Origin of the sequence: Rhizobium changzhiense, from assembly GCF_013087625.1 — a bacterium.
Taxonomy (GTDB): domain Bacteria; phylum Pseudomonadota; class Alphaproteobacteria; order Rhizobiales; family Rhizobiaceae; genus Rhizobium; species Rhizobium sophorae.
The window spans coordinates 542,105-555,200 of record NZ_JABFCQ010000001.1 but is presented as its reverse complement, the minus strand read 5'-3'; the positions used below and the strand labels follow the sequence as shown (position 1 = coordinate 555,200).

13 protein-coding genes and 3 pseudogenes are annotated in these 13,096 nt (G+C 60.1%); 9 read left to right on the top strand and 7 right to left on the bottom strand.

Annotated elements, in window-relative coordinates:
- The first annotated feature begins 55 nt into the window (after positions 1-55).
- A complete protein-coding gene (locus G9X68_RS02785; RefSeq protein ID WP_003546502.1) occupies positions 56-448 on the top strand; it encodes a hypothetical protein in 393 nt (130 codons plus the stop codon).
- Between the two features lie 152 nt (positions 449-600).
- Here G9X68_RS02785 and G9X68_RS02780 read toward each other — a convergent pair.
- Both G9X68_RS02780 and G9X68_RS02775 read right to left on the bottom strand, forming a co-directional pair.
- Positions 601-914, bottom strand: a pseudogene (locus G9X68_RS02780) (type II toxin-antitoxin system RelE/ParE family toxin).
- A gap of 3 nt (positions 915-917) precedes the next feature.
- A complete protein-coding gene (locus G9X68_RS02775; RefSeq protein WP_033182942.1) occupies positions 918-1,184 on the bottom strand; it encodes a type II toxin-antitoxin system ParD family antitoxin in 267 nt (88 codons plus the stop codon).
- Positions 1,185-1,380: 196 nt separating this feature from the next.
- Between G9X68_RS02775 and G9X68_RS02770 the strand changes: the two genes are divergently transcribed.
- Positions 1,381-1,836 carry an NUDIX hydrolase gene (locus tag G9X68_RS02770; protein ID WP_171601177.1) on the top strand — a complete coding sequence of 152 codons (456 nt, stop codon included), beginning with the start codon at positions 1,381-1,383 and terminating at the stop codon, positions 1,834-1,836.
- Between the two features lie 77 nt (positions 1,837-1,913).
- Complete coding sequence (locus tag G9X68_RS02765; RefSeq protein ID WP_171601176.1) at positions 1,914-2,255, top strand: hypothetical protein; 342 nt, start codon at positions 1,914-1,916, stop codon at positions 2,253-2,255.
- 32 nt (positions 2,256-2,287) lie between these two features.
- On the opposite strand, the gene zwf is transcribed toward G9X68_RS02765, so the two are convergent.
- The 3 genes from zwf to G9X68_RS02750 all read right to left on the bottom strand — a co-directional run bounded on the left by zwf (position 2,288) and on the right by G9X68_RS02750 (position 6,069).
- A complete protein-coding gene (gene zwf, locus G9X68_RS02760) occupies positions 2,288-3,796 on the bottom strand; it encodes a glucose-6-phosphate dehydrogenase (protein ID WP_171601175.1) in 1,509 nt (502 codons plus the stop codon).
- A 134-nt stretch (positions 3,797-3,930) separates the two neighbouring features.
- Positions 3,931-4,701, bottom strand: coding sequence for a trans-aconitate 2-methyltransferase (gene tam, locus G9X68_RS02755; RefSeq protein ID WP_171601174.1), 771 nt, complete (start codon positions 4,699-4,701; stop codon positions 3,931-3,933).
- An 87-nt stretch (positions 4,702-4,788) separates the two neighbouring features.
- Positions 4,789-6,069, bottom strand: coding sequence for a hemolysin family protein (locus G9X68_RS02750; protein WP_168312486.1), 1,281 nt, complete (start codon positions 6,067-6,069; stop codon positions 4,789-4,791).
- A gap of 677 nt (positions 6,070-6,746) precedes the next feature.
- On the opposite strand from G9X68_RS02750, the pseudogene G9X68_RS02745 reads away from it, so the two are divergent.
- From G9X68_RS02745 to G9X68_RS02725, 5 genes and pseudogenes are all read left to right on the top strand, one after another.
- Positions 6,747-7,013 (top strand): annotated as a pseudogene (locus G9X68_RS02745) (methyl-accepting chemotaxis protein); the annotation flags it as partial.
- Positions 7,014-7,112: 99 nt separating this feature from the next.
- Positions 7,113-7,672: pseudogene (locus G9X68_RS32265) on the top strand (P-loop NTPase family protein).
- Positions 7,647-8,117: a GNAT family N-acetyltransferase gene (locus G9X68_RS02735; RefSeq protein WP_171601173.1), complete on the top strand. Its 471-nt coding sequence runs from the start codon at positions 7,647-7,649 to the stop codon at positions 8,115-8,117. The pseudogene G9X68_RS32265 and the gene G9X68_RS02735 overlap by 26 nt, the downstream one beginning before the upstream one ends.
- Before the next feature lie 75 nt (positions 8,118-8,192).
- The gene (locus G9X68_RS02730; RefSeq protein ID WP_171602135.1) at positions 8,193-8,699 is read left to right on the top strand and encodes a P-loop nucleotide/nucleoside kinase family protein; all 507 of its coding nucleotides are present in this window, start codon (positions 8,193-8,195) and stop codon (positions 8,697-8,699) included.
- A 105-nt stretch (positions 8,700-8,804) separates the two neighbouring features.
- Complete coding sequence (locus G9X68_RS02725) at positions 8,805-10,298, top strand: EF-hand domain-containing protein (protein WP_171601172.1); 1,494 nt, start codon at positions 8,805-8,807, stop codon at positions 10,296-10,298.
- A 205-nt stretch (positions 10,299-10,503) separates the two neighbouring features.
- On the opposite strand, the gene G9X68_RS02720 is transcribed toward G9X68_RS02725, so the two are convergent.
- Together G9X68_RS02720 and G9X68_RS02715 are read right to left on the bottom strand one after the other, a co-directional pair.
- Positions 10,504-10,953: a hypothetical protein gene (locus G9X68_RS02720; protein ID WP_171601171.1), complete on the bottom strand. Its 450-nt coding sequence runs from the start codon at positions 10,951-10,953 to the stop codon at positions 10,504-10,506.
- A gap of 128 nt (positions 10,954-11,081) precedes the next feature.
- Positions 11,082-11,768 carry a TetR/AcrR family transcriptional regulator gene (locus G9X68_RS02715; RefSeq protein WP_171601170.1) on the bottom strand — a complete coding sequence of 229 codons (687 nt, stop codon included), beginning with the start codon at positions 11,766-11,768 and terminating at the stop codon, positions 11,082-11,084.
- A 148-nt stretch (positions 11,769-11,916) separates the two neighbouring features.
- Between G9X68_RS02715 and G9X68_RS02710 the strand changes: the two genes are divergently transcribed.
- Positions 11,917-13,095, top strand: coding sequence for a patatin-like phospholipase family protein (locus tag G9X68_RS02710; protein ID WP_171601169.1), 1,179 nt, complete (start codon positions 11,917-11,919; stop codon positions 13,093-13,095).
- Position 13,096: the final 1 nt, after the last annotated feature.

Sequence of the window (13,096 nt, the reverse complement as noted above, 5' to 3'; positions counted from 1 at the left end):
TTACGGTCGAATCTCGATTAACGTTGACGTTAACGTAAAAAACAGGAGGCTGACGATGAATGAAATTGTGACCCAGATCGCCGATCGCGTGGGTATTGCGCCTGATCTGGCCGAAAAGGCGCTCGGCATGATGCTCGGCTTTCTGCAGCGCGAGGCCGCCGATGGCCCGGTCGCCAAGATGATCGAAGCGATCCCCGGCGGCGCCGATCTCGTCGCCCAGTTCAACGGCGCCGGTGCCGGCGGCGGCGGTCTGCTCGGCGGGCTGATGAGCTCGCTCGGCGGCGGCGGCATCATGGGGCTCGGCCAGCAGCTGATGGGTGAAGGCCTCGGCATGGGCGAGATCACCTCGCTTGCCAAGGAAACCATCGCCATCGCCAAGCAGTATGCTGGCGAGGAAGTCGTCGACGAGGTCGTCGCTTCCGTCCCAGGCCTCAGCCAGTTCGTCTGAGCGGCGACGAGAAAGAGCCTTCGCGGCGTCGCCGCGAAGCTCATCATATTTTGCCCTGGTCCCACTTGAAGAGGTGGCCAGTCGGCAGCACGGCAAGCTGAACCTGAGGGAGCCGCACCTGCCGTTCATTTGGAAGGGGCTCGCCTGTCTGCTCACCGTTGTCGCTCTTCGAGGAGTTCGTCGGTGATATCACGCCCACGCGCAAACACGCCCAATATGATGACGTTATTGCCGCTTACTGAGAACGCCACGCTGACGCTGCGCCGATAGCCGATGATCCGGAGGCCGGGAATCCGGCCTTCCCGCACCGTGCCCCGTTCCGGGACGTCTCCAGGGCCTCGATGAAAGTGATCACTGCGTGAACGAAGTCGCCGGCGATGCCGGTTCCCGCCTCAACGGCGATATCGGCATAGAGCTTGTCGAGTTCGGCTTCTGCCTTCGGATGGTAGATAATGCGGTAGGCCATGCCCTACTTGGCTTTCGCCGCGTCATTCCGGCGCTTGGTTTCAAAGCGGGCGCGCACTGCCTCGGCCGGGATGCCGAGGCCCGGCTTGTTCACCAGGTCGTCGTAGCGCGCCGGAATTTCTTCATTGAGCCAGCGCTCGCGGGCCGCCTCATGATCCTCCAGGAGTCGCAGACCTGCACGGACAACCTCGCTGGCATTATTGTACCGGCCGGACTCCAGCTGCTTCCGGACAAATTCTTCGTAGTGGTTCCCGAGCGCAACGTTGGGCATGGTTTTCCTTTCGTTGTCGTCAATATGAAGCTGTCACACCGTGATGGCAATAGATGTCAATGTTTGACGTTAAACAGGTCGCTACTCCTCCGATCGTCTGGTGATCGGCGGTATCCGGCCGCGGTGGCCCTGATCGCCTTGCCTTGCAGCCTCCGCCCGCTAATTAACGGCTGCCCAATGGATGGAAGGAGAGCAGATGACCGTCTGGCGCCCATCGCAGCAGATCAGGGTGAAGGTGATCGGTCTTGCCTGGCGGAAAGACCGGCTGCTCGCAGCCGAAGTGGAGGATGACAGCGGCCGCATCAAGGGCGTTCGTCCGCTTGGCGGCGCCATTGAATTCGGCGAGAGCCGCGAAGAAGCCTTGCACCGTGAATTCACAGAGGAACTCGAGACCGATATCCGCATCGTCGGCCCCTGGCATCTGCTTGAAAACATCTACGAGCATCATGGCGCGACCGGTCACGAATTCATCTTCGCCGCCGATATCGAACTGACCGATGCATCGCTCTATCAGCGCGACGAAATCCACTATTCCGAGCTCGACGAGACGGCGGCGACGGCGCGCTGGTTCGGCCGTGACAGGCTGCGGGACGCCGGCATCGAACTCTATCCGACAGGTCTCGACAGACTGCTGTCGCGATGGCGCGATTGAGCTGGAGATCGCCCTTTCTGAGGCGTTATATTCCGATCGCCAAACTTTGATCGCCTGCCCCCGCTTCCGGGGGAACAATGAGGTCGTCCTGCTGTTTCTGTCGCATCGCTGAAACCATAGGGAATAGCATCATGCGTATGTTTCTTGCCGCAGCCTCGATCATTCTCCTCGGCTTCGCCGCTCCGGCTTTCTCTCAGGCGCTTGCTGATATGGACTCTAGCGGCCGCTTCGGCGGCATGCCACCCGGCACCGTTCCAGGGGCGGAATCGAATGGCGGTCTCATGATTCCGCTCGATCCAGTCGAAACCGGTGATATCACCGTCGTCATTCCGTCCGATCGGACCACCTGCCCGCGGCCCGGAACGCGTCAGTACCGCGTGGCAGAGCGCGACCGTACGCTAAGCGACGCCTGCCGCTGACGGGATAGTCCAAGATCAGAAAGCAGGAACGGTTATTTGTCGTTTCTGTGCAGCACCACGCCGAGTTCATGCCACTGCCGCCTGTCTCGCTGGATCAGTTCGTCGGCTGAGGCCGGCCCCATGCTGCCCGGCGCGTAGGCGTCAGGCACGCTCTGATCCCTAGCCCAGATATCGAGGAAGGGCTGCACCGCCGCCCATCCGGCCTCGATCCCGTCGGCGCGCTGGAACAGGGTCTGGTCGCCGATGAAGAGATCGTAGAGCAATGATTCATAGCCGGTCGTCTTGGCGATATCGAATTTGTCGGCATAGCGGAAATCGAGAGAGACCGGCACGGTGTCGACGGAAAGCCCCGGCGACTTGATCGAGATTTCCATGCTCATTCCTTCGTCCGGCTGCACCTGGATCACCAGCCGGTTCGGCGGCAGTCGGCGCTTGACGTCGGTCTCGCGAAACTGCGCGAAGGGAACCGGCTGGAAAGTGATGACGATCTCGGTGTCGCGCGCCGTCAGCGCCTTGCCCGTCCTGAGATAGAAGGGCACGCCGGCCCAGCGCCAGGTATCGGCATAGAGCTTCAGCGCCACGAAGGTCTCGGTCCTGCTGTCGGGCGAGACGTCCTTGGTGTCGCGATAGGCCGGAAGCTCGGCACCATTGAGCGGGCCCGCGCCATAGGCGCCGCGCACGCCATGCGTCCTGGCCTCATCAGGCGTATAGATGCGCATCGCCTTCAGCACCTTGCTCTTCTCGTTGCGGATCGCTTCGGCATCGAAGCTGTTCGGCGGTTCCATGGCGATCATCGCCAGCAGCTGGAAAAGATGGTTCGGCACCATGTCGCGCAGCGCGCCGGTCGCATCGTAGAATTTGCCGCGGCTGCCGACATCGACGATTTCGGCAGCGGTGATCTGCACGTGGTCGATGTAGCGGCTGTTCCACAAGGACTCGATCATCATGTTGGCGAAACGCGCCGTCATCAGGTTCTGCACCGTCTCCTTGCCGAGGAAATGGTCGAGTCGGTAGACTTGGCTCTCCCCGACCTGTGCGAGAATCTGCGCATTGAGCGCCTGCGCCGAGGCGAGATCGGTGCCGAACGGCTTTTCGATCGCGACGCGGCGGAAGACGCCGTCGCTTTCATTGGTCAGCCCATGGACGGCGAGTTTCTCGACGATCGTGCCGAAGAAGGATGGCGGCACCGCGAGATAGAAGGCGGCATTGGCATGCGGCCCCAGCCGCTTGCCGATCTCGACGAAAATATCGTCCTTGGTGAAATCTCCGGACGTATAGGAAATGCGCCGGCGCAGACTTTCCCAGGCTTCGTCCTTCACCGTCGGCTCTTCACCGCTCAGATGGCTGAGGAATTGGTCGAGCCGCCCGCGCAGGAACTCGTCGTCACCCGGCTCTATGCCGATGCCGAGAATGTGGAGATCCTCGCCCACCAGGCGGCTGCGCGTCAGATTGATGATCGCCGGCACCAGCAGGCGGCGCGTCAGGTCTCCCGTGGCGCCGAAGATGACGAGGGTGACCGGCGGGGTAGGGGCAGCGTCCATGTGTCATCTCCTTGGAATTTGCGGCCGACTATACTGCGCGCCGGCTTTGCCGCAACATATGCAGGCGAGGGATAACAAGCATTTGACACCTTCTGGGCGTTCGAGCTCGCGTCACCTTGGTTGGGCGCGGCCGATTACCCTTTCACAGCCACCACGAAGATCCTCGGAAACCTGAGCAGCACCCGCCCGTCCGACATCTTGGGATAGGCCTTTTCCAACCGCACCAGGTAATCGGCCAGGAAGGCCTCGCGATGCTCTTCGCCGACATGGGTGAGATAGGGCATCAACCCGGTTCCCTTCACCCATTCGACGATCGCCGCTGCATCCGCCATCGGGTGATTGTAGACGGTGTGCCAGATATCGACACGCGAGGATTTGGCGATCAGTCGGCTGTAATAGATGGATGGCGGCGGCAGCGGCTTGCGGCGCACGCTCTTCGCCTCGAAGGAGGATTTCCACGGGCCGGCATGGGCGGTCTCCTCCATCGTCAGATGCGAGGGTTCGCCGAGATTGTCGGGCATCTGCACGGCCAGCACGCCGCCTTCGGAAAGCCCGTCCATCAGCCTCTCGAAGATATCGAGATGATCGGGCAGCCATTGGAAGACGGCATTGGCAAACAAAAGGTCGGCGGGCTCAGTCGGCTGCCAGATGCCGAGATCAGCCTCGACGAAGGCTGTGCCCGGCAGCCTTTTGCGCGCCGCCTCCAGCATGTTGATGTCGCTGTCGAGGCCGGAGACGCCGGCAGCCCCATAACGCTCGATGATGAGTTCGGTGGAATTGCCCGGCCCGCAGCCGAGGTCGATGGCGCGACGAAGACTCTGCAACGGCACCTGTGCCAGAAGATCGCGCGCCGGTCGCGTGCGTTCGTCCTCGAATTTCACATATTGGCTGGCGGACCATGCCATGGCGGTACCTCCTGGTGTCGGATCACGTCTTCCATGCGGATGGTGTCGATGTTGCTGCCGTCGATCTTGACGGCACGGGCCAAGCCGTCACCCTCGATCTTCAGACACAAGTATTTTGTCGACGCGCCTCCCGTCGAGATCGATGACCTCGAAGCGCCATCCACCTCTCGTGAAGCTCTCCCCCAATTCGGGCAGATGTTTCAGCTCCTCCAACACCAGGCCGGCCACAGTTTGATATTCCAGATCGTCATCGAGCCTGAGGTTTAAGAATTCAGCGAATTCGTCAATCGGCGTCCAGCCCGACACGAGATAAGACCCGTCGTCTCGACGAGCGATGGCCTGTTCATCGACAGGTCCCTCCTGCAGAGCCCCCATGATTGCTTCCAAAATGTCACCCGACGAGACAATCCCCTCGAAGTGGCCGTACTCGTCGAAAACCAGCACCATATGAACGGGCGATTTCCGGATGGCTTCAATGACATTGATGGCAGTTGAAAGGTCTGAAACCACCGGGACGTCTTGCGTCAGAGCCTTGATGTCGACACTGCCGTGTTCGGACATCGAGTCGTAGAAGTCCTTGACCGGAAGAATGCCGATCACCTCGTCCGAACTGCCTTTTCGAACGGGCAACCGCGACCGCTTCGTCCTGTGCAACTGGGTCCGAATTTCATCGAGGCTGTCGTCAATATCAATGATTTCGACGTCCCGTCGGGGCGTCATAAGCGCTCGGGCGGTGCGGTCCGCCAGCCGCATGACGCCTGAGATCATCGCCGATTCTTCGCTTTCGATAACGCCAGCCGACTGCGCCTCGGCCAGAACAGTTTTGATCTCTGCATCGGAGACATTGTCGCCACCTTTTCCTGCCTGGCCCAAGAGCTTCAGCACAAGATTTCCGGAGGCGTTCAGAAGCCAAACGAGTGGCAGCGCGATTTTTGACAGGACTGCCATGGCGGGTGCGACCTTGGCCGCAACCGCTTCGGGTTCTCGCAATGCGATCTGCTTGGGAACAAGTTCGCCGATGATCAGCGAAAGATATGTGATTGCCACAACGACTGAACCGACGCCAATGGCATCGGCGGCCGTCGATGACATCCCTTGTGCTTCCAGCCATCCGCTCAGGCGAGCGCCGAGTGTGGCTCCTGAAAAGGCGCCGGATAGAACGCCGACCAGCGTAATGCCGATCTGCACCGTAGAGAGGAAACGACCGGGGTTTTCCGCAAGTTTGATCGCTTGAGCGGCACCCTTGCTCCCGTTGTCGGAGAGAACTTTTAGGCGGGCCGTTCGCGAAGACACGACGGCCAGCTCCGACATGGCAAGCACACCATTCAGGATGGTGAGAAACGCCACAATTCCAATTTCCAGAAACACAGGGACCCTATTCGTTGAGGTTGTAATGCCGCATTCGTCAGGCGAAGCGGCGAGGCATTCGAAGGGACGCTACTATAGACGCATCGCCTATCGTCTTTCCATCATCGTGTTGACATTAGTGCAGCTTCCATCAGGCCGCTCGTCTGAAGTGAAAGTCAGGGGCATCGGTAATACCGGGTGGGCCCCGGCGGCCACCGGTCATCGACAATGGGCTGGGAAGCGGCCCTCTCTGCGGGAGCCTTGATATGCCCGAGGCGAGGCGGAGGTCATCGCACCGTCTACAATGGTCGCCTGCTTCCTCGGCCGGGAGATCCCGGTTGGAATGGGCGGAGCTTGTACTGGATGGGTCGCTGTCAGGCATGTCGCAATTTTGACGGTGAAACAGTGCTGACGCAAGAGGCGCCGAACGAAAATCCTTATAGCGTCTTGATGTGACAGTTTCGCCAACGGCAGCAGCACCGCATCTGCGCGTCTTAAAAGAGGCGCAGCAGGCTGCCTTGTCATAGGTAAAGCTGCCGCAATATACAGCAAATTAACAGCCTCTCCGTATTCTCTAAATTGCGAACGATTTCCGCGACGTGCAGGCATATCTCGAAATCAGTTCTCGGTCACGGGAACCCGGGACGGAATAGATCGGTGCGCGATCGACGACCTGCCCGCTCGAGGAGGTTGCGCGCATGCAGTTCAAATCGGCTACCGGACGCAACATTTTTTCCGTGGCAGCCTGCGGCGTCATCGCCACGATCGCGGCATCGGGCGTTCTTTTTTACATCGCTTACAACGATATGCGCAAATCGAGCCTCGACGAGATGCTCCAGATCGCTGCTGCCAATGCGCTCAACGTCGAGAAATCCATGAACGTGGCGCTCGGTATCGTCAATGCGTTGGAAACGTCGCTGTCGACGATGAAGGACGACGGAAACGCCGATCGTGCTGGGACAGAGCTGCAGGATAGCGCGCGCTCAGTTTTGATTTGAAAGCATTCAATACCTCGCGCTAAGGTCACACAAACCAGCATCAGCGCAAAGTCTTCGGAGTTGCCGATAACGTTTCCCAATCCGCCATTCGCCTTTGACCGCTTACTCATCATGGGCAATGGCGGCGCAGGCAAAACATGGCTCGCCCGTCGTATCGGTGAGCAGCTTCACCATCCGGTTATCCACCTTGATGACATACATTGGGAGCCCGGGCGGTATGGGATCGCTCGCGACAGAGCGTTGCGGGATGAGATGGTCAAGATAGCGGCCGAGCGCGACGCCTGGGTCATGGAGGGCGTTTACGGGCAACTGGTGAACATGGTCCTCAACCGCACGACGATCCTGATCTGGATTGATCTGCCGGAGCAGGAATGCATCGCCAACATCAGGGAGCGAGGCATTCAGGGCGGCGAGACCGGAACCCAGTTCGATGACCTTTTGAGTTGGGTGGCTGAGTACCGGAGTAGAACCAACAACTGGAATTCATTCGAGACGCACGCGCGATTGTTCTCGGTCTTTTCCCGTCCGAAATTCCTATTATCGAGCCGTGAGGCCGTCACCGATTTTGCCGGCCGGTTGTCCACGAGCATCGAGGCGCCGATGAAAGAGCCCACATTTCCGAATAACGAGGGCGAAGACGCCTGCATGGTCGTCCAGGTGTCTGCGGATGAACACTGGAATGCCTATCACGACATCCGCCGCGCTATCCTCTTCGAGGCCCGCGGCTTGATTGGCTATGATGCGAACCATCCCGATGATCGAAGGGACGGACATTTCCCTTTGCTGCTTCTGCTCGAAAATACGCCGGTGGGTGCGGCCCGCCTCGATCTGATGGACGATGCGACAGCATGTGTGCGGACCGTCGCGATCAGGGCGGAATGCCAGGGAAAGGGGTGCGGCCGGATGCTCATGACCGGCCTCGAAAAATTCGCATCACAACACGGGGTCAAGAGATTGCTTGTGAATGCGGCGCGAGACGCCGTGGGATTCTACGGCGCGCTCGGGTGGAGCGTCGTTGATGCCGGTGGTGAAAACCCGGTGCTGACTAAGGAATTGCGAACCAGGCCTTAATGGTGAAGTATTGCGCTGACCGCGAGGTGCCCTGACGTTCTCGTGGAGCTTTCTCCAATCAACGCCGAGGTCACGATGCTCATTATCTTTGGCGGTCTGCCTGGCAGTGGAAAGACGACGATTGCCCGCGCTTTGGCCGAGCGGTTAAATGCGGTCCATGTGCGCGTCGATACCATCGAGCAAGCAATTCGTGCCTCCGGAATTGCCGATGATGCCGGGCCTGCCGGCTATATCGTGGCCTACGGTATCGCCGGCGACAATCTGACCCTCGGCAGAACCGTTATCGCCGACTCCGTCAACCCGCTCCGGATAACCCGGTCAGCGTGGCTTTCGGTCGCACAAGCCGCCGGGGTGACAGCGGCGGAGGTCGAGGTCGTTTGTTCGGACAAAGCCGAGCACCGCAACCGTGCTGAAACGCGCCTCACTGACGTCGAAGGTCTGGTGAAGCCGACATGGCAAGAGATTTCCGAAAGAGCCTATGACGAATGGCACGATGCAATCGTCATCGATACGGCTTCGAAAACGGTCGACGCTGCTTTGGATGAACTGGTGAGCCGATTGAAATCGCTGGCGATGCGATGACTACGAAACGTCCTGGTTGAAGATTTTAAATGAATTTTCTGAGTTTTCGCAACGAAAGGTTCGTGCGCCTCAGCTATTTATGGACGAAATTTTCAGGGGGACGGAATGAGGGTTGCATTGCGCGCGACGGCTTCAGGAATATGTATTGCGGGGCTTTTTACCTGCCTGGCCACGCCGTCAGAGGCTCAGGAGCTGCCGAATGGCTGGCGTCCGGCGCCGGCGCTGCGTCAGGGTATGACGAGTTTTCCTGAAAGCTACATGGCGCAACTGTTCCAGCCGTTTCGCGCCTCGGCCGGTCCCGATCGGGTCCTGAGGCAGGAGGATGTCGAGCGGTCGAAGCAGATCGCCGCGGCAAGGCAACGCGCTTCGGGTGTCGCCGCTTTCTTCTCTTCCGATCTCGACGGAGACGGCCGTTTGACGCTTGCCGAATTCAAGGATGCGCAGGAGCAGTCCTGGTACGAGACATCCATCGATATCTCCTCCGCGCTTGGCCAGCGCTTCGCCAAGCTCGACCTCGATGGCAACGGCACAGTGACTTTCGAAGAAGCGAAAGCGGCTGCCGAAAAACCAGGTCAGGCGGAATCCGGCCGCGATGTCGCCGGTCGGCTCCAGCAGCTTCTCGCCGTTGATCCAAACCACGACGGCACTTTGACGGCGACTGAGCTGGAACAGCTCGGCCGCGCCGCCTTCGCCTATTACGACCACGACAGGGATGGTGTTCTGAGCAAAGCGGAAAGGACGGTTGTCTCTGCTGAAAATTCGCAAGACAACGAGGTGCTGCAACGCAAGGAGGAAGTCGCCGGCTGCAAGTTCCCGCGCGCCGTCGGTCAGGAGGAGGTGTTCTTCGCCAATACTGTCGGCGTCGGCGCGCTTTCCAGCGTCAGCCTTGTCGGGCAGGACGAGGTCACCGAGACCGCCGAGATCGTCGTGGAACCCGGTGAAACACCGCTTTACATCGTGGCGTTGGCCCGGCTGCCGACCATCTGGCGCGTCACCGGCGACGTCAAACGCGTCACCCGTTTTGTCGCGATGTCGTCAACGAAAGCGGCCGGCGTCGTCGGTCTGCCGAAAGACGTCGTCACGCTGCTGCCCGACACCGACTGCATTTCTACCCGGCTGACGGATCGGCCGAGCGCGGCCCAGGCGACCGCCGCTGCGTTCCAGGATGCTATCGGCAGGCCTGTTCGCGGCATGTTCGACGGTCCGCGTGTCAGCATGAAGCTGCCCTCCGACGCCACTGTGCCGGAAAAGACGCCGGGCAAACGGACAGCCGTTCCACCTCCGCGGATGCCGGCAGGCTTGGATGCGGATCCATACAAGATTCTGCGTAGCCGCCATCCAGGCGGCCTTGTCGAGATCAACGCTGGCGGCGTCGTGGCTTCGGCCGATGTTGTGCCTTACCAGATTCCGCCGGCTGAGGCCGGGCTGATCAAGCTCTTGCAGGACGGATCGATCGAGTCGAATGGCAGGCAGTTTTACACGATCAGGAAGCCGATCGCACGCCTGCCTGCCGGTGTCGGCAGAGGCAACCAATATGTCTTCGACGTTGCTCCGGGCATAGAGCCGCCATCCGGTCCTTTCAACCGGCTAATAAAATAGCCGCCGGAGCCTGCCCCAAAACTATAGGGCAAGCGACGAAGGAGAGCGTGGTGTCGCCCGAAAACGGCATCACGCCCTCCGCCGCCAAGGGGCGAGGATGGTGATCCCGTAAGCTTTGGCCGCGCGCGTTCGAGATGACTGACGACAGACAAAAACTGTGCTCGCAACGGGCGCATCCTCCTTTGCTACCGTGTTCCGCAAAATCCTATCGCCGGGGAGACAGGCCCCCCGCCGCCAATTCTGCCCGGCAAGCCTCACCAAAATCGAGGAGAAAGTTCATCTCGCCGGAACGCGCGAGATCGCGGATTTCAGAGAGTGAGCGATTTGGCGTCAAATAGGTCTCGACGATCCTTACCATTGCCAGCTCGGCTCCATCCACGACCGCACGGGATGCGATCAGACGCATGTGGGCGACCAATGCATAAAGCAGCACGAGGTCGGAGACGTCGTCCTTCTGGTGGCTTATTGCGTCACCATAAAGCCGCGTGGCTTCGGTGATGAAATCGGAAAACAGCTTTTCGCGTTTGGCAATCTCGGCCTCGCGTTGTTTTTCCTTCACCTGTGATCGATGCGTCATCCAGGTGGAGGCAAACGAGGTCAGGCTGCCAATCGCGATGCCGGCGAGCCCCATCAGAGCAGAGATGTATGCGTCCATGAGATTTCTCCTCTCGGAAAGAGCCGGCGCGAGCACCACGTAAATGACAGGGCGGGTGGCGGTTAGCCCAATGCCCAAGCGTGCTGGTCAAAAAGTCAAAGGTTTGCCAGCGCGAAGCTTGGGAGGCTCTACTCGGGAGCCGGAGGCCCGACCCAGACGCCGGCTGGTATCTCAGGGATACAATTTGCCAATCCGTCGAGCATGCCTTGCAAGACGCCCTCGGTCAGCTCCTCCATCTTGTCGCTGGGGCCGACGAGGCGGTCCACCAGCAGCAAGGTGAGTCCATGCATATGCGACCAGAATATTAGAATAGCCCCATCAATCTTACGTGTGTTTGCCGCGGTGTCTGGAATGAGGCGCCCGAGAGCGCCGTCGCATATCGCCTCTACCACAAGGGCTTTCATGTTATTTGCCGCGGTTCTTTCGATCGCGGGACGCCCATCCTCCTGACCGCCAAGGTAGCCGCCGAACATCAATCTGTAGAGCGCCGGATTGTTGACGCCGCCGGAGACATATGCACGCGCCATAGCTGCCAGCCGCTCGCGCGGACTGTCGAGTTCCTTGGTCGCTTCGGCCATCCGCTTCGCAAGGAGCTCAAATCCGACCGCCGAGACGGCTGCCAGCAATTCCCGCTTATCGGCGAAGTGTTTGTAGGGGGCGTTGTGACTGACGCCCGCCCGACGTGCGAGCTCACGAAGCGAAAACTCCGTGCTTTGAGACTCGCTGAGGACGTCCAGGGCGGCTTCTACGATCGCCCTATGCAGGTCGCCATGGTGGTACGGGCGCGGGTCTTTCGGGGAAATGTCTTGGGTCATGCCATCCATTTAGATTGTTAAGTTGCTCGCGTCAACATTATGCCGAGCATATGTTGACATTGTCCACTCTAACACCTAAGTGGGCGATGTCAACATATGCTGCGGCCGATCTGGAACGGCAGTGGGATCAACAACCGAGGTAAACTGCATGGCCGCTCAACATCCCGTCAAAAACAACAGGCACCGCATAGCGGAGCGTCCGCCATTCGAGCGTATCGCGCTGCTGTTGCAAGGCGGAGGGGCGCTCGGTTCATATCAGGCCGGCGTCTATCAAGCATTGGCCGAAGCCGGTCTGCATCCTGACTGGGTCGCCGGCATCTCTATCGGTGCCATCAACAGTGCCCTGATTGCGGGCAATCCGCCTGAAAGACGAGTGGAGGCGCTCCGGGGCTTCTGGGAGACGGTAACCGCCCCGGCTCACGGGTTTCCCACTCTGTTTTCGGCGATGCTGGGGGCGATGGGGTTCCAGGGTGATTTCGCGCGTGGCCTGCTCAATCAGGCACATGCCTTCGCCACCCTTATGGACGGCGCCGCGGGCTTCTTCACGCCCCGTCCGGTGCCACCCTTCTTTTCCGCCGCCGGCAGTATCGAGGCGGAAAGCTTCTATGACGTCGCACCGCTGAAGGCGACGCTGGAACGGCTGGTGGACTTCGACCGCATCAATACAGGGGCCATGCGTTTCAGCGTCGGCGCCGTCAACGTGCGCACCGGCAACTTCGAGTACTTCGACACCACCACCCACACTATCCGCCCCGAACATATCATGGCGAGCGGCTCCCTGCCGCCTGGCTTCCCGGCCACGAGGATCGACGGCGAGTGTTACTGGGACGGCGGCCTCATCTCCAACACGCCGCTGCAATGGGTCCTCGATAACGCGCCGCGCCAGGACACGCTGGCTTTTCAAGTCGATCTCTGGAGCGCGAGTGGCGAGTTCCCGCGTGACCTCCTCGGAATCGAACTGCGGCAGAAGGATATCCGCTTCTCGAGCCGCACGCGCGCGGCGACCGACCATTTCAAGACGCAACAGCGGCTGCGCCGCGCACTCGGCCATCTCGTGGAGCTCGTCCCGCAGGACGCGCTGCTGCAAGCCGACCCGGAGATCAAGCTGCTCGTCGATCAGGCCGACGAGAAGGTCTACAACATCGTACAGCTCATATATCGCGCCAAGAAATACGAAGCGAGCTCCAAGGATTACGAGTTCTCCCGGCTGACGATGGAGGAGCACTGGGCCTCCGGCTACAACGACGCCCTTCAAACATTGCGCCACCCCGAGGTGCTGCAGCGGCCCGGCACGCCGGACGGCGTCGCCATTTTCGACTTCGATTGAG

Coding starts and splice junctions, on each gene's coding strand:
- G9X68_RS02785 (WP_003546502.1), top strand. CDS start 56: ATGAATGAAATTGTGACCCAGATCGCCGATCGCGTGGGTATTGCGCCT.
- G9X68_RS02775 (WP_033182942.1), bottom strand. CDS start 1,184: ATGCCCAACGTTGCGCTCGGGAACCACTACGAAGAATTTGTCCGGAAG.
- G9X68_RS02770 (WP_171601177.1), top strand. CDS start 1,381: ATGACCGTCTGGCGCCCATCGCAGCAGATCAGGGTGAAGGTGATCGGT.
- G9X68_RS02765 (WP_171601176.1), top strand. CDS start 1,914: ATGAGGTCGTCCTGCTGTTTCTGTCGCATCGCTGAAACCATAGGGAAT.
- zwf (WP_171601175.1), bottom strand. CDS start 3,796: ATGGACGCTGCCCCTACCCCGCCGGTCACCCTCGTCATCTTCGGCGCC.
- tam (WP_171601174.1), bottom strand. CDS start 4,701: ATGGCATGGTCCGCCAGCCAATATGTGAAATTCGAGGACGAACGCACG.
- G9X68_RS02735 (WP_171601173.1), top strand. CDS start 7,647: ATGAAAGAGCCCACATTTCCGAATAACGAGGGCGAAGACGCCTGCATG.
- G9X68_RS02730 (WP_171602135.1), top strand. CDS start 8,193: ATGCTCATTATCTTTGGCGGTCTGCCTGGCAGTGGAAAGACGACGATT.
- G9X68_RS02725 (WP_171601172.1), top strand. CDS start 8,805: ATGAGGGTTGCATTGCGCGCGACGGCTTCAGGAATATGTATTGCGGGG.
- G9X68_RS02720 (WP_171601171.1), bottom strand. CDS start 10,953: ATGGACGCATACATCTCTGCTCTGATGGGGCTCGCCGGCATCGCGATT.
- G9X68_RS02715 (WP_171601170.1), bottom strand. CDS start 11,768: ATGACCCAAGACATTTCCCCGAAAGACCCGCGCCCGTACCACCATGGC.
- G9X68_RS02710 (WP_171601169.1), top strand. CDS start 11,917: ATGGCCGCTCAACATCCCGTCAAAAACAACAGGCACCGCATAGCGGAG.